We start from the raw sequence: 22,369 nt of genomic DNA on the forward strand, positions 1-22,369 counted from the left end.
CATGGCCAGCTGCCCCAAGGGACACGAGTCCGGCACCCTGGACTACTGCGACGTCTGCGGCGCCCGGATGGGCGACGGCACCGCGTCACCGGCGGCGGCGTCCGCCGTGCCCCCGCCGCTGCCCGCCACCCCGGCCGCGGTGGCACCGTCGGCCGCCGCACCCGACGCGAGGGTGTGCCCCGTGTGCGGTACGACCCAGACCGGGCGCTTCTGTGAGGAAGACGGATACGACTTCCTCCTCTCGCCGCCTGTGGCGGACCCGGCCAGGGCATCCTCCGCCGCCTCGACACCGTCCACCACCGAGCCGACGCCGTCCGAGACCGCGCCTTCCGAACCGGCGCCTTCCGAACCGGCGCCGTCCGGGTCGACGCCGCCACGGTGGACCGTCACCGTGCATCCGGACTCGGCGTACTTCGAGGTCGTCAGGGCGATGGGCGGCGAAGACGCCAGCGCGATGGCGTTCCCGCAGTTCGCGCCCGAGCGGCGCTTCGAGCTGACCGGCCAGCAGATGGTCATCGGGCGGCGCAGCCGGTCGCGCGGCATCAATCCGGACATCGACCTGGCCGGGCCGCCCGAAGATCCCGGCGTGTCTCATGTGCACGCGCTCCTGGTCGCCCAGGAGGACGGGTGGGCGGTGGTCGACCTGGAGTCGGCCAACGGCACCTACCTCAACGACCCGTCGTCGAACCCGATCGACCCGAACGTGCCGGTGCCGGTCAACGACGGCGACACGATCTACCTGGGAGCGTGGACTGCCCTGACGATCCACGCCCCGTAGGGTGACCCGCTGGCCGGCCCGCAGTCAGGCGAGTTCGGCCAGCCGGGCCGGAATCCGCTGCTCGGCGAGTTGCTGCGCGAACTCGACCGGGTGCCGGTCGGGCATCGTCTGGACCTCCGTCACGCCGAGCGCCGCGTACTCGGCCACCTCGGCGACGAACGCGTCGACGTCGGCCAGGGGCGACCGCATGACCATCACGGTTTTCTCGATGCTGTCGTAGTCCCGCCCTTCGGCGGCGCAGTGCTTCCGCAGCACGTCGAGCTTGTGCGCGACCTCGGCCGGGCTGTTGCCGAACACGTTGCACGCATCGGCGTAGCGGGCCACGAGCCGCAGGGTCTTCTGCTCGCCGCCGCCACCGATCATGATCGGCGGGTGCGGTCGGCTGATCGGTGCCGGCACGTTCAGCGTCTCGGCCAACTGGTAGTGCTTGCCGTCGAACCGGCCGTTGTCGTCGCTCCACATCTGCAGGCAGATCCGCAACGCCTCCTCGAGCCGTTCTAAGCGCTCACCGACCGGGACGACCGGTACGCCGAGGCCGCGCTGCTCGCGGTCGTACCATGACGCGCCGATGCCGAGCCGGGCCCGGCCGCCGGAGAGCACGTCGAGAGTGGTGACGATCTTGGCGAGCAGGCCCGGATAGCGGTACATCACCCCGGTGACGAGCACACCGAGCGTCATCCGTTCCGTCTTCGCGGCCACGTAGCCAAGCGTCGTGTACGCCTCCAGCATCGGCTCCTCCGCCGACGTGGTGAATTCCATCTGAAAGTAGTGGTCCATGACCGTGAACGCGGACACGCCGGCCTGCTCCGCGATCGTGGCGGTCTCCGCCAGGGCCGGGGCCATCTGCGGTGGGTCGGCGGGGGTCGTGAAGTTCCAGTAATGCAGGCCAAGCTTCATTGGCCGTCCCTCCCTTACCGTGGCGGCTTTCACTCATCATGCCGGTTGGGCGGCCTTTGCTCTGCCCGTGCTGCGAAGCGAAACCAGTGAGCGGCCAGCTTGAGCGCGTCCACCACACGGTCGAGGGTCGATGCTCTGGTCGTGAGCGAGCGCGGGGGCGCGCGTGGAGCCGGCTCAAGTATCCCTCAATTTCCATAAGTGATCTCCTCGCGCGGCACGGCGGTCGACCTAGGTTCAGCTCACTTTGACGGAACCCGGCGACATGCCTCCGCGAGAGGAGCACCCATGGCACCCACTCCGCCTACCGACGCTGATCTGAATGTCATGATCCGGGCTCGGCTGGCCGTTCTCGGTATCGACCTTGACCAACTTCCGCCCGGCACCGCCGCCGACCCGCTGACGGGCGCGCCCGGACGGGACTCGGTCCTCGCCTCGCTGCGCTCATTCCTGCGCGGCACCGTGACGGCGCTGGCCGCGTACCAGTTGCCCGCCGCCGGCGCCGCCGATCCCGAGGCGAAGAAGGCGTTGTCGCAGCAACGCGTTCCGATCCTGTACCCGGCGAACAGCACGGAATGGCGGAAGGCATGAGCGTCGAACCACTGGACCGTTCGGTCGATCGCCGGGCATTCCTGGCCCGCGCCGCCGCGCTGGCCGTCGCCTCCGCCGCGGGCGCAGCCGTCGCCGCGCCCACGATGGCGGTCGCGAGCGGCCCCCTGCTCGCGAGCCCCGCAGCGGGGAACAAGAACCGGGCGTTGGACCATCCGAACGCCTACGTCAAGCCCCGGCCGGAGGCGGTCGCCGATCCGACCGAGCTGACCATCGCCGAAGCGGCCTGGCTCATTCGCGCCAACAAGCTCACCCCGGAGCAGTTGGTCGAGGCGTATCTGGCCCGCATTTCCGCGTACGACGGCATTTATCAGGCCTTCAACCTGGTGCTCGCCGACGCGGCCGTGGCGGCGGCGCGCGATGCCGCCCGTGGGCCCCGGCGCGGCGCGCTGCATGGCATTCCCGTGGTGGTCAAGGACAACTACTACACCGAGGGCGTCCTCACCACCGCGAACTCCTTCCTGTTCAAGGAATTCGTGCCGCCGTACGACGCGACCGCCGTGGCCCGGCTCAAGGCCGGCGGCGCGGTCGTGCTGGGCAAGACGCAGATGGGCCCGTTGGCCACCACCCGGGCGACCACCCCGGCCGGTGTGATCACCACGGTGAACGCCTGGACACCGACCAACCGCAACACCGACCCGGGCGGGTCCTCCACCGGGACCGCTACCGCGGTGGCCGGCCGCATGGCAGCCTCCGGCATCGGCACCCAGACCGGTGGCTCGATCACCGCCCCGTCGAACGCCCAGAACCTGACCGGGCTCAAGCCGACCATGGGTCGCGTCTCGGCGGCCGGCATCATCCCGCTCACCTACACGCGCGACCACCCGGGCCCGCTGGCCCGGGATGCCAAGGACGCCGCCATCATGCTGACGGCGATGGCAGGGGAGGACCCGGCGGATCCGCGCAGCCAGGGGCTGCCCGACATGCCCGATCTCATCGACGCGGCCACCCCGGTGTACCAGAAGAACCGGGTTAAGCTGCGCTGGAACACCAGGATCGGGGTCCTGCCGGGCTTCACCAACGGCACCTCGGCGACCGCGCTGGCCCGCCAGGCGTACCTGGCCCAGCTTGCCGCGATCCCCGGCGTCACGCTGGTGGACGTGTCCCTGCCCGATGAGTGGAGCCAGCTCACCGGCACCACGTTCAACAACATTCGGCTGGCCGAGCGCAGCGAGCCGTTCATGCCGTACCTGCGTACCGACCTGCGTGGCTTCGGCGTGACGCTGACCAGCTGGCTGCAGGGGGCGTTGCTGGGCGGCAACGAGTTCCTCACCGGTCAGCGGGCCAAGCTGCTGCTGATGGAACGGGTGCTCAACGACCTGTTCGACGCGTGCGACGTCGTGGCGCAGACCGACCCGGTGCCCTTCGACATCCTGGGTCTGCCGGAGATCGCCTTCCCGATCGGGTCCACCGCCGCCGGCGTGCCGATCGGCACCATCCTCGGCGGCCTGCCGTACGCCGAGGACCGGCTGTTGTCGGTGGTGGCCGCCTACCAGGCGTCGACGGATTGGCATCTGCGGCGGCCCGCCGACCCGCCCGCTGCGGCCAGGACGCTGGGACCTGCTGCCGAGGCACCCCGGTTGACGGCCGAGCAGGTCGCCGAGCTGACCGAGTGACCGAATGCGGAGGCGGGAATGTTCCCGCCTCCGCGCCCGGGCGGTGCGGTTACGACGTTGGATGGCCGTAGCCCCATTGAAGTTTCGTCAGGTGTCTGGTGCCTCCGCGTCGAGGCGGCCACTACGGTCGGGTGGCCGGAAAGGCATCAGTAAATGAAGGCGACGCTCGCCTGCCGACGACCCTCCCTGCGCGGCTCGGCAGAGTCCGGTACCGCACCGATGACCGCGAACGACACCGCCGCCTGAGGGCCACCAGCTGACGACGGAGAGGAACTCGCAATGATGCGACGATGGATGCGCTTACGCGCCACCGGCCTGACGGCCGCGTCCTGTGTGGCGGCGTTGGCCGCTTCCCTGGGCACCGCGACACCGGCTGCTGCCAGCCCCGACGGCGTCGGGCCGATTTTCGTGGACGGGCAGGCGCAGATCGTCCCCGAGTTCGCGAACTCGAGCGGCTGGATCCGGCAGCAGTTGTGGGTGGAGACCGAGTTCGACTCCGACGGCGACGGCAAGCCCGATCGCATGCACGTGGACGTCACCAGGCCGGGGCAGACCGCGCAGGGCCTGAAGGTGCCGGTCGTCTACGAGACCAGCCCGTACTACGCCGGCACGGCGTCCACCCAGTCGCAGTACTTCTGGAACGTACGACACGAACTCGGCGAGCAGCCGCCGGCGCGGATCTCGCCGCCGGCGATCGCGCACCAGCCGAACCGGACCTCGGTGTCCACAAGCGAGGTCAGCACCTGGGTGCCCCGCGGCTTCGCCGTGGTCCACTCCGACTCTCCGGGTACCGGGCTGTCGCAGGGCTGCCCGACGGTCGGGGGGTCCAACGAGTCGCTGGCGCCAAAGGCGGTGATCGACTGGCTGAACGGTCGAGCGAAGGGCTACACCAGCGTCAACGGGGATCAGGAGGTGTCGGCGACCAGCTGGGCGACCGGCAAGGTCGGCATGACCGGCACGTCGTACAACGGCACCCTGCCGCTCGCCGCCGCGACCACCGGCGTCGACGGTCTTGAGGCGATCATCCCGATCGCGCCGAACACCTCGTACTACCACTACTACCGCTCCAACGGCCTGGTCCGGAACCCCGGCGGCTATGCCGGCGAGGACGTCGACTACCTGTTCGACTACATCAACAGCGGTTACCCGGACCGTCGGGCGTACTGCATCGAGAAGGTCCGGGTCGGCGAGCTGAACCGGTTCCAGGACCGGGTGACCGGCGACTACAACGACTTCTGGGCCAGCCGCGACTATCTCAACGTCGTCCAGAACGTCAAGGCCGCCACCCTGATGGCACACGGGTTCAACGACTGGAACGTGGTGCCGGAGCACAGCGTGCGGATCCTTGAGGCGTTGAAGAAGCAGGGCACGCCGGTGCAGGCCTACTACCACCAGGCTGGGCACGGGGGCGCCCCGCCGCTGGACATGCGCAACCGGTGGTTCACCCGCTACCTGTACGGCGTCCAGAACGGTGTCGAGAACGACGCGCGGGCCTGGATCGTGCGTAACGAGACCGGCGGCAGCCAGCTCACCCCGTACGCGGACTACCCCAACCCGGCCGCGTCGCCCGTCACGATGGTGCTGAAGCCCGGCGGTAACACCACCGGCGAGCTGACCTCGTTGGCGCGGCCCGGCAAGGGCGTCGAGTCACTGGTCGATGCCGGCAACACCGCCTGCAACGCCGGCACCCTGGCCACCACCACGTCCGACCAGCGGCTGCTCTACGTGACGCCGGAACTCACCGCGCCGGTGCACATCTCCGGTACGGCGTCGGTGACGCTGCGGATGAGCGCTAGCAAGCCGGCGGCCAACCTGTCGGTGGCCCTGGTGCGGCTGCCGTGGACCGGCGGATCGGGGTGCGAGTCGAGCACCCGGGGCACCACGACGAGCATCATCACCCGTGGCTGGGCCGACCCGCAGAACCGCCACTCGCTCACCCACAGCGAGCCGCTGGTGCCCGGGAAGTTCGTCGACGTGACCGTGCCGCTGCAGCCGGACGACCAGGTCATTCCGGCGGGTTATCGGATCGGCCTGATGGTCTTCTCCACCGACCACGAGTTCACCCTGCACCCCGCCCCGGGCACCGTGCTCAACGTCGACCTGGCCGCGACGTCCCTGCGGCTGCCCGTGGTCGGCGGGCCGCTGGCGATGCCGACCTGCGCGACCACCGACACCCGGGCGACCGTGGTGATCGGCGGCGTCGACAGCGGCGTGCCCAACCAGTCGCTGGCCGGCAACTGCACGATCAACGACCACATCCTGGACGGGGAGCGGTGGTCGAACCACGGCGAGTTCGTGACGCACGTCAACGAGGTCGTGGACCAGCTCGTCGGGGCGGGAGTGATCCGGTCAAACCAGCGCGGGGCCATCGTGTCGGCGGCTGCCAGGTCGCGCGTCGGCAAGTGACGAAGTGGCACGAGAGAGGGGAGTTGGACTGGGTCGGCAGTCGCCGGCCCACCACCCGTGACGAGGGCTATCCGCCGGCGACATCCGGGGTGCCGTCGGCCGGCGGCATCGCCAGTTGGCCCAGGGGAGTGGGCGTGGCGATCGGTCGTTGCGCAAAGGCGCGCAGATCCTCCGCCCTCGTGGGGCGCCGGAGGTGGCGGGCGGTCAGACAGACCGTTGCGAAGCCGCACACCCGACCCTGGCACCAGCCCATGCCGAGGCGGGCCAGCAGTTTGACGGTACGTGGGTCGCTGGCGCCGAGGTCGTCGATGGTGTGGCGGATCGCCCCGGCGGTCACCTCCTCGCAGCGGCACACCAGGGTGTCGTCGGGTAGGTTGTCGAGCGCTCCGGGTGGTACGGAATAGACGCGGTGCATCACCGCGGCGAAGCGGCGCAGGGCGGCCCGCCGTCGTAGCAGCCGGGAGAGTCCCGCCGGTCCGGGTGCGACGCCGAGCGAGGCGGCTGCCGAGCGGCCCGCGATCTCGCCTTCGACCGACGCGAGGTCGGCACCGCCGATGCCGGTGGACTCGCCGGCGGCCCAGACCCCGTCGACGGTGGTCTGTTGGTGGTCGTCGATTGTCACCACCAGGCTCGAGTCCACGTCCATCCGGGTGGCGCAGCCGACCTGCAGGGGCAGGTCGAGCTGTGGGGTGAAGCCCCACCCGACGGCGAGCAGGTCGCAGGCGACCGTCCGTTCGGTGTGCGTCTCGGGGCGTCCGTCCCGGCCGAGTCGGGCGACCACCACCCCGGTCAACCGGTCGGTCCCCACCGCCCGCGTGACGATGTGTCGGTGCCGTACCGCGACCCGATGCAGGGCGAGCCGGGCCCCGTACGCTGACGCCTCACCCACCTTGGTCAGGTCGCCGAGCAGCGCGCGGGGCGACCGGGCGAAGCCGATCGGGGTGTTGGCCTCGATCACGCCGTGGACCCGGGCGCCGTGGCGGGCGAGGCCCACGGCCACCGGCAGCAGGAAGGGGCCGGTGCCCGCGACCACGGCGGTCTCCCCGGCGACGACCAGGTGACCCTTCAGCAGGGCCTGCGCCCCGCCGGCGGTCATGACGCCGGGCAGGTCCCAGCCGGGGAACGGCAGCTGCCGGTCGTAGGCGCCGGTCGCGAGGATCAGGCGGCGGGCCTGGATGGTGATCGGCGGCCGTGCGGCCTGCTGCCGGGGCTCCGCGCCCACCAGGCAGTGGATCGCCCACCCGCCGTCGGCGCGTTCGACGGACCAGACGTGGTGTTCGGCGAGGCGGTGGACTCTCTGCTGACCGGCGAGGTGGTCCAGCCGGGCGTTGGTGTCGACGAAGAGGCGCCATGAATGGTGCAGCGTGTCCGGTGTGAAGCGGCCGGCGCCGGGGGCCGGGAACCGCCAGTACTGCCCACCGGGGCGGACCCCGGCATCGACGAGGGCCACGCTCGCGCCGGACTCGGCCGCGGCCAGCGCCGCCGCGAGGCCGGCCGGCCCGGCTCCGACAACGGCGACGTCGACGCTGCGGGCGCTCATCGGCCGGTTCGTACGTCGTCGCCGGGCCGGGCGGGCGCCAGGCAGGCCCGCACCGAGGGTTGCCCGTTGACGGTGACCAGGCAGTCGAAGCAGATGCCGATGCCGCAGAAAAGGCCCCGCGGGCGCTGTCCATACCGGGTCGTCCGCCAGGACCCCACACCCGCCGCGGTGAGGGCGGCACCGATCGTCCAGCCGTCGCGGCACGCGATCGGTTCGCCGTCGAGCGTGATGTCGAATAGGGCGGGGATTGTCATGTCGAGGACTCCGTGAATCGGTCGGGCCGGAACGGTTGCAGGTCGATGTCGGGGTGTTCGCCGGCCAGCACCTGGGCGATGAGCAGGCCGGTGCCCATGGACAACCCGATGCCGGCACCCTCGTGACCGCAGGCGTGGAAGAGACCAGGGGCGCGCGGGTCCGGCCCGATCACCGGGAGGTGGTCGGGGCAGTACGGGCGGAAACCGTGGTAGGCGCGGATCGTCGAGACCCGTTCGAGCCCGGGGAACAGCCGTACGGCTCCGCGGGCGAGCGCGCGGAGCGCGGGTAGCGAGAACGTGTGGTCGAAACCCGCGCGCTCGCGGCTGGCTCCGATGAGCACGGTGCCGGCGCGGGTGCCCTCGACGACGGCGGAGGTCTGCAGCGCGGCGGAATCGCTGGCGACGTCGGCGATGTAGTCGGCGAGGTACACCTTGTGCCGGATGATCGGCGGGAGCGGTTCGGTGACCAGGATGAATCCGCGGCGAGGCGCGACGGGCAGGTGTACGGCAGCGAGGGCGGCGACCTCCCCGGCCCAGGGTCCGGCGGCGTTGAGCACGGCCCCGGCGGCGATGTCACGGTGTGGTGTGCGGGCTCCCACAACCCGGTCGCCGTCGCGGAGGTAGCCGGTCACCGGCTGGTGCGTCAGCACGGTCGCGCCGCGCTGCCGGGCGAGCCGCAGCAGGTGCGCCGCGGCGAGCATCGGGTGCACCTGCATGTCCTGCGGATACAGGTAACCGCCGGCCAGGTCGGCGGCCAGGTGCGGTTCGTGCTCGTTCAGGTCGTGTGCCGGCACGGCGAGCGCCTCGATGCCGCGCGCCTGTTGCTTTCCGGCGAGCCGCCGCATGACGTCCAGAGGCGCCTGGCCGGTTGCCACGACAAGGCCGCCCTTGGGTTCGAGCTCCACCGTACGGCCGAACGTCGTGCCGTCGAGCGGCAGGTCGGCCAGGGCGCGCCACTGCCGATTCGACAACAGCGCGAGATCGAGTTCGGGGCCGAGCTCCTTGTCGGAGACCAGGATGTTCCCTTCGCCGGCCCCGGTCGTTCCGCCGACGATCGGTCCTCTATCGACGACGGTGACCGACAGGCCCGCTCGGGTGGCGTGGTAGGCGCAGGCGGCGCCGACGATTCCCGCTCCGATGACGACAAGGTCTGGGGTGTCGGGCATGTGCACCTCGGGGCAGCGTTGCGGCTGGAGTCCTGCGCTTACGCTGCTGTAGTGTGACATTGCACACGCCGCCTCGCCAGGGTGTTGTCGGCAGCGACGCGACGGGTTCCAGAGGGTTCGGGTTCGGCTGAACGGATGCGACCAGAGACAAGGAGCACCGGATGCACGCGCGGTTGAAACCATGGCACGGGGTGTTGGTCGCCACGGCGCTGCCGTTCGATGACCGGTTGGCGGTCGATCTCGATCGTTTCGCGGAGCACGTCCGCTGGTTGGCCGCCGAGGGCTGCGACGGAGTGACCCCGAACGGGTCGCTGGGTGAATACCAGACGCTGACCGACAAGGAGCGCAGCGCCGTGGTGCGTACGGCCGTCGACGCCGCTCCGGACGGCTTCACCGTGATGCCCGGCATCGCTGCCTACGGGGCGTTGCAGGCGCGGCGCTGGGCCGAGGACGCGGCTGAGACCGGCTGCGCCGCCGTCATGCTGCTGCCCCCGAACGCCTACCGCGCCGACGAGCGGGCCGTTGTCGAGCACTACCGCGAGGTCGCGAAGGTCGGCATCCCCGTGGTGGCGTACAACAACCCGATCGACACCAAGGTCAACCTCACGCCCGCCCTGCTCGCCCGGCTGAGCGGCGAAGGTCTGATCGTCGGCGTCAAGGAGTTCTCCGGTGACGTCCGCCGCACCTACGAGATCGCCGAGTTGGCCCCGGACCTCGACGTGCTGATCGGCGCCGATGACGTCGCGCTGGAGGTGGCCCTCGCCGGGGCGCGGGGCTGGGTGGCGGGCTACGGCAACGCGCTGCCGCGCGCGAGCGTGCAGCTGTTCAACGCCGCCACCAGCGGCGATCTGGCCACCGCTCGGCCGCTGTACCGCACGCTGCATCCGTTGCTGCGGTGGGATTCGAAGACGGAGTTCGTCCAGGCGATCAAGCTGTCGATGGACATCGTCGGCCGGTACGGCGGCCACTGTCGTCCGCCCCGGGTGCCGCTCACCGCCGAGCAGCGGCGTGCCGTCCAGGAGGCCACCGAGAAGGCGATCGCGGCCGGATGCCGATAGCGGAAGGGCGGTAGCCACACGTGCGTACCAACCGGGTGTTCCACGCGATCGACTCGCACACCGAAGGCATGCCGACCCGGGTGATCACCGGTGGTGTCGGGGTCATCCCCGGCAGTTCGATGGCCGAACGCCGCCAACACTTCCTCGACCATCTCGACCACATCCGTACGCTGCTGATGTACGAGCCCCGTGGACACTCGGCGATGAGTGGGGCCATCCTGCAACCGCCCACCCGACCGGACGCCGACTGGGGTGTGCTGTACATCGAGGTGAGCGGGTGTCTGCCGATGTGCGGGCACGGCACCATCGGGGTGGCCACGGTGCTGGTGGAGACCGGCATGGTGCCGGTCACCGAGCCGGTGACCCGGATCCGGCTCGACACGCCCGCCGGCCTGGTGGTCGCCGAGGTGGCGGTCCGCGACGGGCGCGCCGAGTCGGTCACCTTGCGAAACGTCGCGGCGTACGTGCACGAGCTGGACGCGACGGTCGAGGTCCCCGGGCTCGGTACGCTCACCCTCGACGTCGCCTTCGGCGGCAACTTCTACGCCATCATCGGGCTCGACCAGCTCGGTATCGCGTTCACGCCGGCGGACGCCCGGCTCCGGCAGCGGATGCTGGACGCCGGACTGGCCATCATGGACGCCGTGACCGAGCAGCTCAACCCGGTTCATCCGGAGAATCCGAGCATCGTCGGCTGTCATCACGCCTACCTCGCGGCACCCGGGTCGGACGCCCGGCACTCCCGGCACGCGATGGCCATCCACCCGGGCTGGTTCGACCGGTCACCGTGCGGCACCGGCACGTCAGCCCGGATGGCCCAACTGCACGCCCGAGGTGAACTGCCGTTGAACACTGACTTCGTCAACGAGTCGATCATCGGCAGCCGGTTCGTCGGCCGGTTGCTCGAACCCACCACCGTCGCCGACCGGCCGGCGGTGGTACCGGCGGTCACCGGCCGCGCCTGGATCACCGGCACCGCGCAGTACTTCCGTGACCCTACCGACCCGTTTCCCGCCGGATTCCTGCTCTGACCAGACCGCCGGTGGCGACACGCCTGGAGCCCACGTTGTCTGTCGTCCAGTCCGCATCTCCGCAGAACCCCACTGATCCGGTCACCACCGTGGCCGAGACCACCGAGTCCGACCTCGGCCGGGCCGTACGCCGGGCCGTACGCCGGGCCCTGCACGCGGTCACCGCGGCGGTCGCCCCGGGCATGAGCATGGGACGATCCGGATGTTGCCGAGCGGTTGGATTCGGTCCGACTGTCCTACGAGCGGAGGGGGTGCGCTAGTGGCGCGATCGTTGCATCTGCCGATGCTCGAGGCCCGGCGGAGCGTGCGTAGCCAGGTCGCGCATGCCCTGCGCGCGGCTCTCGTCGCCGGTCAGATGCGCCCCGGGGAGATCTACTCCGCGCCCACCCTTGCCGCGCAGTTCGGTGTTTCCCCCACGCCGGTGCGGGAGGCGATGCTGGATCTGGTCAAAGAAGGCTTGGTCGAGACGGTGCCCAACAAGGGCTTCCGGGCCACCGAGCCCACCGACGAGGAACTGGACAACATCACCGAGATCCGGCAGCTGCTCGAGGTGCCGATGACCGTCCGGGCGGCGGGCGTCGCGACCGCCGATGACCTGGCCCGACTACGGCCGATGGCGCAACGGATCGTCGAGGCGGCGCAGGAGAAGGATCTGATCGCGTACATCGAGCAGGACCGCGTGTTCCACCTGGAACTGCTCGCGCTGGCGGGTAACGCGGACCTGGTCTCGCTCGTCGGCGAGTTGCGGTCCCGGACGAGGCTGTACGGCCTCACCCGGCTCGCTGCCGACGGTGAGCTGGTGTCCTCGGCAGCGGAGCACCTCCGGATGCTCGATCTCATCGCCGCGAACGACCGGCGTGGCCTCGAACGGCTGATCAAGGCGCACATTGGCCACGTGCGCGGCAGCTGGGCCGGCCGTGAGGAACGCCCGAGCAGGCGGCGGCCCCGAGCCACGCCAGCGGCGCAGGGCCGATCGCGCCAATGAACGCGGCCCACCCGCCCGACTGTGACGTTCGACGGCGCCGCGCGCCGGTAGGTGGCATTCCACGGTGACCCGCCATGTTGCGCAAAGGTCCGATGAGGCCGCCAGCCCATTCTGTGGAGTTACGGGGATCGGCGTGGGATGATCATCGGCGTCCTTGGCCGCACGGGAACCAGCTGGCCGTGCGGCCGCCCTGACTCTCGGGGTGAACGACAAATCGTGGAGGAGCTCAATGTCTGCGGCGAAGGCCATCGCCGGCCGGGTTAGATCAGCTTCCCTACACCACGCACAACCGTTGGCCCCCCTGCTGAGCCGGGCCCGTTTCCGGCTCGGGCGGCCAGCCGACCTCACGCTGCGGCTCGGTGCATCGCTGCTGCCACACGGAAGCACCTCGGTCTGGTGACTCCAACGCCGCACGCACCGCTCGCCGACGTCGACCTGCTCACCGCGGTGGAGCAGGGACGGGCCTGCGCGTTGGCCGTCAGGCTCGAACGGGACCTGCACGAGGTCGTATCCCGTCACCAGGACCTGTTTGTCGGCCGGTCCTTCGACCCGGCCCTCGTCAGCAGTGTCGCGATGTCAGTGGCCTTCACGGCGCCCGAGTACACAGCCGAGCAACTGCGGACAACGGCTCGCACTGTGTTGTGGGTGTTCGCGGCGGACTGGCAGATCGATTATCTGGCAAAGACGGAAGACGACGTGCGGGAGGTCATCGCCGGCTGCCTCGCAGTCGCCGACGGCGGTCCACCCGACGACGGGCACCCCTTGGCGCGGCTGCTGTCCGAGATTCGCGACGAGTTGACTGTGGCGTCGGCCTTCGCGGCCCTGCAGCCGATCTGGCGAGACGAACTCGGGCGGATGTTCGAAGCGATGGCGCAGGAGTGGAGGTGGAAGACCACGTACGAGGCAGCGTCGGACCCACGACGTGTTGCTCCGACCCTCGACGAGTACCTCGCCAACGCGGACAATGTCGCGGGCGTGCTGGTCAGTGTGACGCACTGGGCCCACCTTGGTGCGCAGGACAGCCTCGACCACCTTGACGACCTGAGAGTCGCCAGCCGCGAGGTGCAGCGTGCAATCCGGCTGATCAACGACCTGGCGACGTATCAGCGCGACCTTCAGTGGGGAGATCTCAACGCGCTCATGCTCGTGAGCGACTCCACCGACGTGACCGCCAGGCTCACCACGATCATCGCAAGCTGCCGCGATCTGATCCGGCCACTGGAAACAACCTGCCCTCGACAGGCCGCATTCCTGAGACGTCAGATCGCCTTCACCAGCGGCTTCTACCAGGTGTCGGACTTCTGGGGCAGCCTGTGACCAGCGAGGGCACCATGCACACCGGCGCCGTGAACGGCAACCTCGACGCCGACGTACGTGACCTGATCGCCAGTTTGGCGGCCGAGCCGTGGGGCCGGGTCGCCTCGTCGGTGTACGAGACCGCGCGGCTCGTGACGCTGTCACCGTGGCTCGGCGGGCATACCGAGCGCATCACCTACCTATTGCAGAGCCAGCGGGCGGACGGGGGGTGGGGCCCGCCGCAGGGGTATGCGCTGGTTCCCACTCTCAGCGCCACCGAGGCGCTGCTCGGGACGATCCGATCGATGGGGCCAGGGGCGCAGCGGGATCACCTCGCCACGGCGGCCGCCCGGGGCCTGCGGGTGCTCACCAACTGGCTACGCGCAGATCTGCAGGTGCCGGACACGCCGGGAGCGGACCTCATCGTGCCGTCCCTGGTGGCAGAGATCAATCAGCACCTCGACCGAGTGGCTGTGCCCTGCCTCGAACCGTGGCAGGGCGTGCGGTTGGGTCTGCCGGTTGGCGTCGACGACGTTCGCCTCGTGAAGGTCCGACAGGCGATGGCGGCCGGAGCTGAGTTACCCGGCAAGCTGCTGCATTTCCTGGAGGTCCTGGGCTCTGCAGCCCGGCGCGCCGCGATTGTCCACCCGGTGGGGCCCGGCACGGTCGGCGCCTCGCCGGCGGCAACCGCCGCCTGGATCGGCAGCCCTGATTCGGCCACCTCCAGCGAACCCGCCCTGGCTTATCTGGCAAGCGTCGGACGCGACGGACCAGTGCCGTGTCCGTTTCCCATCACCGTTTTCGAACAGGCGTGGGTGGTGAGCGGGCTGGCCCGGGTCGGCATGCGGTTCGCGGTGCCGCCGAGCATCGTGGCAAACCTGGGCGCGGCGATGGACCCGACGGGCACGGCCACCGGGCCGGGGCTTCCCGCCGACGCGGACACCACGTCGGTGGCGCTGTATGCGCTCGGGCAGATCGGCCAGCCGGTGAACCTCCGAGGTTTGTGGACGTACGAGACCGAGGACGGGTTCTGCACCTGGCCGGGTGAGGATGGCTTCTCGGTCACCACCAACGCGCACGTCCTTGACGCCGTCGGCCAGTACGTGCACAACAGCGTCGATCCCGAGTCACGGAATGTGGCCGCAATCAATCGGTTGACGGCGACCCTACGAGAGCACCAGTTGCCCGACGGACAGTGGCGCGACCGATGGCATGCCTCGCCGTACTACGCCACCATGTGCTGCGCCCTGGCTCTCAACGACTTCGGGCACGGGTCCATCGCGATCGAGGCGGTGACGAAAGCCGTCGACTGGATCCTGTCCACGCAGCGGTCCGACGGGTCGTGGGGACGGTGGGGCGGCACCGCCGAGGAGACCGCGTACGCGCTGCAGGTGCTCCTGACGGCGCGTCCGGGGGCTGCAGGGGTTGGCGCGGCGGCGCGGCGCGGCTACGCATATCTGGGCGGCGCGGAGGGTCAGAGGCCTGCGCCTCCCCTGTGGTACGGCAAGGAGCTCTACCACCCGGCGGCGATCGTCCGCGCCGGGCTGCTCGCCGCCTTGCACCTCGCGCGGCAGCGGCCGGACCTGACCAGAGCGGAGGTCACCACCGCTGTGCCGAAACAGCGGCAGGCTGGCGATAAGTCGATGATCAGCGGCGCTTGAGGGACCAGAACGGCGACGAGCGTCTTGGAGGAGCGCAAACCCCGCCGCCGAAATGATGCTGATCACACATTGCGGCCTATCGGTTGCGAAGAGGACACTGAGCGGTGCTTAGGTAAGGGTCGCGGATCGACGACGCTCCGTGCGTCGAGGGGCGGGGAGAGCTCTGTGGAGGGTCTCGATGGCTGAAGCGGTGACAGGCGTCCGAGCCAGAACCATGCCCGTTTGGCGGGCGCTACCGGCCGTGGTTCGCGATACCCACCGAGCCTTCGTCGACCTCGGAGCCTGGTCCGACGGCGACGTCGTACGCATCGATCTCGGCGTCTCAAGGCCGTACCTGGTGACCAACCCCGTTGACGTGCAGGAAGTGCTGCAGCAGAAGGCTGCCATCTACCCGCGAGGCGACGACACCGCCATGTGGCGCTCCGTGCGCAAGCTCGTCGGCGACGGCATCCTTGCTGAAGGGGAGACGTGGGCGGCCAGCCGGCGAACCCTGGCACCCCTGTTCCGGCCGGCCCGGATCAACGCCATGGTCGACACCATGATTGACGCGGTCGCCACCGCGGTCGACGAGCTCGACGCCTCGGCCGCCACCGGAACCCCGATCGACGTCGGCCACGAGCTGTCTAGGATTGTCTGCAGCGCGATCACGCGGATGTTCTTCGCCGGTCGGATCACGGTCGAGCAGGCGCTGCGGATCATGGCGGCGCAGGACACGATCGTTACCGCCATGGCACCTCGGATCCTGGCGCCATTCGTACCGTGGTGGGTCCCTATGCCCGGCGACCGCCGCTTCCACGGCGCCGTGCAGGCCATCGACGACATACTGCTACCGGTGCTGCGCGACGCGTTGCGTGAGCCAGGCGACGGGGACGACCTCCTGTCCATGCTGGCCCGGACACGGGAGGACGGCCAGCCTCTGAGCGAGAAGCAGATGCGCGATGACCTGGTGTCGATGGTCGCGGTGGCCACCGAAACCAGCTATGTGGCGCTCACCTGGCTGTGGCCGGTCCTCGCCAACCATCCCGATGTGGCGAGCAAGCTCTATGACGAAATCGAGCGCGTGGTAGGCGCCGGACCCGTCCGCGCCGACCACCTGCCCGAGCTGACCTACACCAAGATGGTCCTTGAGGAACTTCTGCGCCTGTACCCTGCGGGCTGGATCGTGCCGCGCCGCGCCGCAGCCGACGACGTCCTCGGCGGGGTCCGGATCGACAAGGGTGCCACCGTGATCCTCTCCCCGTACACCACCCAGCGCATGGCTGTCTGGTGGGGACCCACTGCGGATGCGTTCGACCCCGAACGGTTCGCCCCCGGCCGCGCGGCTGCCGAGGGACGCCACCGCTACGCTCACTATCCCTTCGGCGTAGGCATGCACCGCTGTCTTGGCGAGCACCTGTTCAACGTGGAGGCGATCATTATCGTGGCCACGCTGCTGCACCGGTTCCGGTTCAGCCTCACCGACTCCCGCATTCCGAACATCAGGGTTGCGGGGTCCTTGCGTCCCGCACGCCGGGTGGAAATGGTTTTGAAGCCCCTCGACCGATCCGCCACACGCTAGGAACGTGCTTTCGCACCCCCACCCGGCCTGGCGACGGATTCGCCGCGGCCATGGCGATCAACGTCCTGGGTGCGACGCGCAGCAGCTCGAACTCGCCGCACCCCTGCGCCCGGTGAGTCGCCGTCTGCTGTCTCTCGCCGTGTCCGAGTTCACCTCGCCTGACGCCCGGCCTGACGCGTTGGCGGCCGGCCTGCGCTGATGTGAGCGTCCGCTGGGCCACGGCCTGCGGCCGCCTTCCGCCCGGAGATGTGCGGTCTTGAGTCGATAGTCCGACAGCTGCTAGCGTGCGTCGGTCTGCACGACGGCTTGTTCGGCATGCACCGCCGGCAAGTTCTTCATGCCCGGCATGGGACGGTTAAATGCGGCCTCGCAGTACGAATTTGCGCACCAAGGTCTTTGCGCTTCTTGCATCACTCGTTGCCCTCTGGGCGTTCGCCGCATGGGTGACTCTGCGGGAAGGGGTGAACCTGCTCGGGGTGCAGGCGGTCAACAGTCAGATCGTGTCGCCGAGCGAGCCCCTGCTCCTCAAGTTGCAGGTTGAGCGACGCCTCGCCGTGGCATACCTCGCGGGGCCCACGACAGCCCGGCGCGAGGCATTCGACGCGGTCCGCAGCACCGTTGACAAGGATGCCGACTCCTTCAAGGCCGCAGCGCGTAGTTGGCGGGCCAGGTTGGCCGGCGACGCCGAGACAGAACAACACGTGGAGGCGACGGTCGCTGCGCTGGACGGCCTGTCGAACATCCGCAAGTCCATTGACGACCGATCCATTGACCGGGGAGCCGCCGCAAGCTCCTACAGCGCGGTCATAGTTTCGCTGTTTCAGCTTTACGACGTCGTGAGCAGCATCGATGACCCGGATCTCAAAGAAGACGGCCAACACCTGATCGAGCTGTACCGCGTCCGCGAACTGATCTCGCAGGAAGACGCGCTCCTCTCGGGCGCTCTGGTCGCCGGAGGGATCACCACCGACGAATACCTTCAATTCACCCAGCTCGCCTCCGTGCAGCGGTACCTCGCCAGTCAGATCGAAGCCAAGCTGCGACAACCTGAACAAACGCTGTTCCGCCAGGTGATCACGGGTGAGTCGTTCGCTGACCTGCGTCGTCTCGAACAACAGATCATCTCGGCCGACCGCAAGCAGAGCAGGCCCGCCATCACCGTGGCGGAGTGGGACCGCGTTTCCCATGCCGCGTTGACGGAACTGCAGGAAATGGTGCTCGACAGTGGCCACGCTCTCGCGGACCGGGCAGCGCCAGTCGCCATCTGGGTGATCGTCCGTTTGGTCCTGGCCGCCGGTCTGGGCCTGCTGGCTGTCATCGCCTCGATCATCGTCTCCATCACCACCGCGCGCGCACTCGTGGCCCAGCTGCAGCGGCTCCGCGACGCCGCCCACCAGCTCGCCGACGAGCGGTTGCCCAGCGTGGTCGAGCGCCTCGGCCGGGGCGAGAAAGTCGACATCGCCGTCGAAGCGCCGCCGCTGGACTTCGGCGCCGACGAGATCGGGCAGGTCGGCCAGGCCTTCAACCGCGTCCAGGAGACGGCCGTCCGCACCGCTGTGGAGCAGGCGGAGCTGCGGCGGAACGTACGTGATGTCTTCCTCAGCCTCGCCCGGCGCACGCAAGGCCTCGTCCACCGCCAGGTGACTCTCCTCGACGCGATGGAGCGCCGGGAGCACGACGCCGACGAGCTGGAGGACCTGTTCCGCGTCGACCACCTCGCCACCCGGATGAGGCGCAATGCCGAAAACCTCATCGTCCTGTCCGGTGCGGCGCCCGGGCGCGCCTGGCGCCGAGACGTGCCCATGATCGACGTGGCGCGCGCGGCGACTCAGGAGGTGGAGGACTACACCCGGGTGACGGTGTTGCCGTTCGGCTCGGTTGGCCTGGCCGGCCGCGCCGCTGGTGACGTCATCCACCTGTTGGCGGAACTTGTCGAGAACGCCCTGTCTTTCTCACCCCCGAACACCGAGGTCGAGGTGCGGGGGCAGGAAGTGGCGCGCGGCTTCGCCATCGAGGTCGAGGACCGCGGTCTCGGCATGAGCGAGGAAGAACTCGCCGAAGCCAACGACCGCATCGCCAGCCCCACCGAGTTCAACCTGGCCAACGCCAAGCAACTGGGCCTGTTCGTGGTCAGCCACCTCGCCCAGCGGCATGACATCAGCGTCAAGCTGAAGGCCTCGCCCTACGGCGGGACCACCGCGGTGGTGCTCATTCCGTCGGAGTTGGTGACCAAGCACGACGCCCCCGTCGGGACGAGTCCCGAGGTCGGCGGCCTGTCGGCCGGCCGGCCCAGTGTCGGCCGCGGCGGCGGGCTGCCCGCCACCGAGGAACGACAGGGGTCGGTCGTGCTGACGGAGCCGCTCCCCGGCCACCAGCCCACGATGGAACTGCCGGCGGTCGGCTCGCGAGAGCCGCAGCGCAGGGCCGCCGATGACCCCGCCACCGGGATGCCGGAGCCGACTGGCGCCGCCACCCAGGTGAGACAGCGCGCACAGCCCAACGCCGATCGCACCCCACAAGGGCTGCCCGTGCGGGTCCGGCAGGCGAGCCTCGCGCCACAACTGCGGGCCGACGCCGACCCAGCGTCCGAGGCGTCCGAGGAGACCGCCACGGCTAGGTCGCCGGAACAGATTCGCAAGCTCATGAGCCGCTACCAGACCGGCACGCGCCGTGGACGCGACGACGCGCGTCTGCTCACCGACGAAGACGCAGAGTCCCTGGTCGCCGATGATTCGCCGGCGAGTGGGACCGATCGGTAGAAAGAGGAACGCACGTGCAGCAGCAGAACTCTTCGAGGTCCGATCTGGCCTGGCTGCTCGATGACCTGGTCAGCCGTGTCAAGCAGACCCAACACGCCGTAGTGCTCTCGGTGGACGGCCTGCTGATGGCGTCCTCCGCCCAGCTCGGCCGCGAGGACGCCGAGCAACTGGCCGCGATCGCCTCGGGCATCCAGAGCCTCGCCAAGGGCGCCGGACGCCACTTCGGCGGCGGGCCCGTACGACAGACCGTGATCGAATTGCAGTCGTCGTTCCTGTTCGTCACGGCGGCTGGCCATGGTGCCTGCCTGGCCGTCCTCGCGGCCGAGGACGCCGACGTCGGTCTGGTCGCCTACGAGATGGCCATGGTCGTCACGAGGGCGGGCAAGTACCTGGCTTCCCCAGCTCGGGGCGACGTCCAGCTCACCAGGAGGTAGAAGCCGTCCATGACGAGGCCTGAAGCAGAACCGCTGTGGGTCGATGACGAGGCCGGACCGGTGGTGCGGCCCTACGCCATGACCCGCGGGCGGGCCAGACCGAGGAACGGCTTCAACGTGATCTCACTCGTGACCGCAACCCGGGCGGCGCTGCCCATCGACGTCGGGCTGGTGCCCGAGCACGCTCGGATCATCGAGATGTGCCAGCAGCCGCTGGCGTTGGCAGAGGTCGCCGCCTATCTCCGACTGCCGCTGAACACGGTTCGTGTTCTGCTTGACGACCTGGTCGCGCGCCAACTGGTGCAGATCTCCGAACCCCGTCCGCCTGCCACTCTTCCCGACGACAGCGTATTCGAGGCGCTCATCCATGGACTACGAGAACTCTGACCGGGGGGATCAGACGATCCTGCCCACCGCAGTCAAGATCCTTATTGCGGGTGGCTTCGGCGTAGGCAAGACCACCCTCGTCGGATCGGTCAGCGAAACCCAGCCGCTGCGCACCGAAGAGGTCCTCTCCGAGCAAGGCATCGGCGTCGACGACATCTCCGGCGTGGAGACGAAGGCCACCACCACGGTGGCCATGGACTTCGGGCGCATCAGCTTCGGCGACGACCTGGTCCTCTATCTCTTCGGCACCCCGGGGCAGGACCGTTTCTGGTTCATCTGGGACGAGCTGGCGCTGGGCGCTCTCGGTGCCGTGGTGCTTGCCGACACGCGTCGCCTGGCCGACTGCTTTCCGTCCATCGACTACTTCGAGGGCCAAGGTCTGCCGTTCATCGTCGCCGTGAACTGCTTCGACGGCTCTCGGAAATACAGCCTCGACGAGGTGAAGATGGCGTTGAACCTCGACCCGGAGGTGCCCGTCATGCTGTGCGATGCCCGGAAACGCGAGTCCAGCAAGGAAGTCCTCATCGCTCTGCTTCAGCACGTGATGAAGGGGCGCGGCCTGACTCGCGAGCCCGAGTCCGTCGGTTCCTGACGGCCGGCCGGGTTCTGCAGCACGCCGTCCTCACTACCCGGCACTGCTGCCCAGGCCGGTGGTAGGACCGGCGATCGACACCAGGTCGCCGAGTGCGTGCGCCAGACGCAGCGGCCAACCGGCGACGAACTCGGCGGGCTCGTCCACGGCGAAGTCGGTGCGCAACAGGGCAGGTGTCTCCGCGTATTTGCGTACCCACGAGACGACCTCGGACGGCCGCACGCGCCGGGCCACCCCCAACGCTTCGGCCGCGCCGGCGTTCCATTCCTCCTGACCAGGAACCACATCGACGATGAGGGTCGGCCGGCCGCTGAAGGCCGCCTCGTTGAGGGTGAACCACCCGGCCTTGCCGATGACCAGGTCGCAGGCCGCCAACAGCACCTCGAAGTCGTCGGACGCCCCCCGCACCAACCATTGCCGATGGGCGGCGAGGTCGTGGAACCGGGCCAGCAGTGCCTTGTTGTCTCCCGCGTTGAGGATCAACTGCACGTCCAGGTCACTGCCGGCCAGCTGCCGGGCCGCCGCGAGCACCCCTTGTCCCAATCCCGCGCCGCCTGCCGTGAGCAACACCGTGAACCGCTGGCCGAGGCCGAGCATGTCCCGGCATTCGGCCTGCTGGCGACGCGCCCGTAGCGCAGGCAGGACGGGTGCGCCGACGACCCGGACGTGGGACGCGGGCCCGAGCAGCCGGACGGCGTGCTCCCGGGTGCCCGGATCGGTCAGCAGCAGTCGGTCGTAGCGGCCGTGGAACCAGATCGTGTTGACCGGCCCGCTGTCCGTTACCAGCTGAACAACCGGCACGTCGGTGGCGGCTCGTCGCCGTACGCACAGGTAACCCGCCACCGGATGGGTGGCGATCACGAGATCCGGCGACATCCGCCGTAGCCAGCGTGCCGCCGATCTGCCGACCGCGAGGTCCGACAGCCGGCAGACGATGCCGGGCCACCTGCTCGCCACCCGGTAGAGCCCGCGGTGCGGATGACCGCGCAAGCGGCTCGTGGACCATCGATAGGCGGCACGAAGAGCCCGGTCGAGGCGTAACGGTCGGAAGAGGTGGACGCAGATGTCCTCGACCGCCACGTCGAGGTCGGAATTGCACTGACGGAGCAGCCGGCCGACGGCCTCGGCCGCCCGCATGTGGCCGTCGCCGAAGGGCGCACCAACGACGAGCACCCTTCGTATCGCCCTGTGCGCCACTGCCTGCACCAACCAGCCTTGTCCGTAGTTTCGCCTGATATCCCCGGATCGTGTCGACGTATACCCGGCCGCTGGCGCGGAGTCCGGGCCCGGACGCCGGTTTCGGCTCCGCTGCCCCACGGAGGCAGCCAACGGCACGTTTGTCGGC

19 protein-coding genes are annotated in these 22,369 nt (G+C 69.6%); 14 read left to right on the forward strand and 5 right to left on the reverse strand.

Annotation, left to right across the window (positions count from 1 at the left end):
- Nucleotide 1 precedes the first annotated feature (1 nt).
- The gene (locus tag ABZ671_RS23540; RefSeq protein ID WP_357861806.1) at nucleotides 2–778 is read left to right on the forward strand and encodes an FHA domain-containing protein; all 777 of its coding nucleotides are present in this window, start codon (nucleotides 2–4) and stop codon (nucleotides 776–778) included.
- 24 nt (nucleotides 779–802) lie between these two features.
- On the opposite strand, the gene ABZ671_RS23545 is transcribed toward ABZ671_RS23540, so the two are convergent.
- On the reverse strand, nucleotides 803–1,675 hold the full coding sequence (locus ABZ671_RS23545; protein WP_357861808.1) for an LLM class F420-dependent oxidoreductase: 873 nt from the start codon (nucleotides 1,673–1,675) through the stop codon (nucleotides 803–805).
- Nucleotides 1,676–1,960: 285 nt separating this feature from the next.
- Between ABZ671_RS23545 and ABZ671_RS23550 the strand changes: the two genes are divergently transcribed.
- The 3 genes from ABZ671_RS23550 to ABZ671_RS23560 all read left to right on the forward strand — a co-directional run bounded on the left by ABZ671_RS23550 (nucleotide 1,961) and on the right by ABZ671_RS23560 (nucleotide 6,303).
- On the forward strand, nucleotides 1,961–2,263 hold the full coding sequence (locus ABZ671_RS23550; protein WP_357861810.1) for a hypothetical protein: 303 nt from the start codon (nucleotides 1,961–1,963) through the stop codon (nucleotides 2,261–2,263).
- Nucleotides 2,260–3,897 (forward strand): amidase, encoded by a 1,638-nt coding sequence (locus ABZ671_RS23555; protein WP_357861812.1) that lies wholly within the window; start codon nucleotides 2,260–2,262, stop codon nucleotides 3,895–3,897. The genes ABZ671_RS23550 and ABZ671_RS23555 overlap by 4 nt, the downstream gene beginning before the upstream one ends.
- Before the next feature lie 279 nt (nucleotides 3,898–4,176).
- Complete coding sequence (locus ABZ671_RS23560) at nucleotides 4,177–6,303, forward strand: Xaa-Pro dipeptidyl-peptidase (protein WP_357861814.1); 2,127 nt, start codon at nucleotides 4,177–4,179, stop codon at nucleotides 6,301–6,303.
- A gap of 67 nt (nucleotides 6,304–6,370) precedes the next feature.
- Here ABZ671_RS23560 and ABZ671_RS23565 read toward each other — a convergent pair whose 3' ends face one another.
- The 3 genes from ABZ671_RS23565 to ABZ671_RS23575 are packed head-to-tail and all read right to left on the reverse strand — an operon-like array spanning nucleotide 6,371 to nucleotide 9,263.
- The gene (locus ABZ671_RS23565; RefSeq protein ID WP_357861816.1) at nucleotides 6,371–7,843 is read right to left on the reverse strand and encodes an FAD-dependent oxidoreductase; all 1,473 of its coding nucleotides are present in this window, start codon (nucleotides 7,841–7,843) and stop codon (nucleotides 6,371–6,373) included.
- On the reverse strand, nucleotides 7,840–8,097 hold the full coding sequence (locus ABZ671_RS23570) for a (2Fe-2S)-binding protein (RefSeq protein WP_357861818.1): 258 nt from the start codon (nucleotides 8,095–8,097) through the stop codon (nucleotides 7,840–7,842). Before ABZ671_RS23570 ends, ABZ671_RS23565 begins: the two co-directional genes overlap by 4 nt.
- Nucleotides 8,094–9,263, reverse strand: a complete 1,170-nt coding sequence (locus ABZ671_RS23575) for an FAD-dependent oxidoreductase (RefSeq protein ID WP_357861821.1) — start codon at nucleotides 9,261–9,263, stop codon at nucleotides 8,094–8,096. The genes ABZ671_RS23570 and ABZ671_RS23575 overlap by 4 nt, the downstream gene beginning before the upstream one ends.
- A 161-nt stretch (nucleotides 9,264–9,424) precedes the next feature.
- Between ABZ671_RS23575 and ABZ671_RS23580 the strand changes: the two genes are divergently transcribed.
- From ABZ671_RS23580 to ABZ671_RS23625, 10 genes are all read left to right on the forward strand, one after another.
- The gene (locus ABZ671_RS23580; protein WP_357861823.1) at nucleotides 9,425–10,321 is read left to right on the forward strand and encodes a dihydrodipicolinate synthase family protein; all 897 of its coding nucleotides are present in this window, start codon (nucleotides 9,425–9,427) and stop codon (nucleotides 10,319–10,321) included.
- 20 nt (nucleotides 10,322–10,341) lie between these two features.
- Nucleotides 10,342–11,352 carry a proline racemase family protein gene (locus tag ABZ671_RS23585; RefSeq protein WP_357861825.1) on the forward strand — a complete coding sequence of 337 codons (1,011 nt, stop codon included), beginning with the start codon at nucleotides 10,342–10,344 and terminating at the stop codon, nucleotides 11,350–11,352.
- A 283-nt stretch (nucleotides 11,353–11,635) separates the two neighbouring features.
- Complete coding sequence (locus ABZ671_RS23590) at nucleotides 11,636–12,337, forward strand: GntR family transcriptional regulator (RefSeq protein WP_357861827.1); 702 nt, start codon at nucleotides 11,636–11,638, stop codon at nucleotides 12,335–12,337.
- Between the two features lie 396 nt (nucleotides 12,338–12,733).
- A complete protein-coding gene (locus tag ABZ671_RS23595; RefSeq protein ID WP_357861829.1) occupies nucleotides 12,734–13,654 on the forward strand; it encodes a terpene synthase family protein in 921 nt (306 codons plus the stop codon).
- A gap of 110 nt (nucleotides 13,655–13,764) precedes the next feature.
- Complete coding sequence (locus ABZ671_RS23600; RefSeq protein WP_357861831.1) at nucleotides 13,765–15,294, forward strand: prenyltransferase/squalene oxidase repeat-containing protein; 1,530 nt, start codon at nucleotides 13,765–13,767, stop codon at nucleotides 15,292–15,294.
- Nucleotides 15,295–15,508: 214 nt separating this feature from the next.
- Complete coding sequence (locus ABZ671_RS23605; RefSeq protein ID WP_357861864.1) at nucleotides 15,509–16,852, forward strand: cytochrome P450; 1,344 nt, start codon at nucleotides 15,509–15,511, stop codon at nucleotides 16,850–16,852.
- A 359-nt stretch (nucleotides 16,853–17,211) separates the two neighbouring features.
- The gene (locus ABZ671_RS23610; RefSeq protein ID WP_357861833.1) at nucleotides 17,212–19,611 is read left to right on the forward strand and encodes a nitrate- and nitrite sensing domain-containing protein; all 2,400 of its coding nucleotides are present in this window, start codon (nucleotides 17,212–17,214) and stop codon (nucleotides 19,609–19,611) included.
- Between the two features lie 14 nt (nucleotides 19,612–19,625).
- Complete coding sequence (locus tag ABZ671_RS23615) at nucleotides 19,626–20,045, forward strand: roadblock/LC7 domain-containing protein (RefSeq protein ID WP_357861835.1); 420 nt, start codon at nucleotides 19,626–19,628, stop codon at nucleotides 20,043–20,045.
- A 9-nt stretch (nucleotides 20,046–20,054) separates the two neighbouring features.
- Nucleotides 20,055–20,432 (forward strand): DUF742 domain-containing protein, encoded by a 378-nt coding sequence (locus tag ABZ671_RS23620; RefSeq protein WP_357861837.1) that lies wholly within the window; start codon nucleotides 20,055–20,057, stop codon nucleotides 20,430–20,432.
- A complete protein-coding gene (locus tag ABZ671_RS23625) occupies nucleotides 20,413–21,024 on the forward strand; it encodes an ATP/GTP-binding protein (protein WP_357861839.1) in 612 nt (203 codons plus the stop codon). The genes ABZ671_RS23620 and ABZ671_RS23625 overlap by 20 nt, the downstream gene beginning before the upstream one ends.
- Nucleotides 21,025–21,057: 33 nt before the next feature.
- Here the strand turns inward: ABZ671_RS23625 and ABZ671_RS23630 are convergent, their stop codons facing one another.
- On the reverse strand, nucleotides 21,058–22,197 hold the full coding sequence (locus ABZ671_RS23630) for a hypothetical protein (protein ID WP_357861841.1): 1,140 nt from the start codon (nucleotides 22,195–22,197) through the stop codon (nucleotides 21,058–21,060).
- Nucleotides 22,198–22,369 lie beyond the last annotated feature (172 nt).

Source organism: Micromonospora sp. NPDC006766, assembly GCF_040636055.1.
GTDB lineage: Bacteria > Actinomycetota > Actinomycetes > Mycobacteriales > Micromonosporaceae > Micromonospora.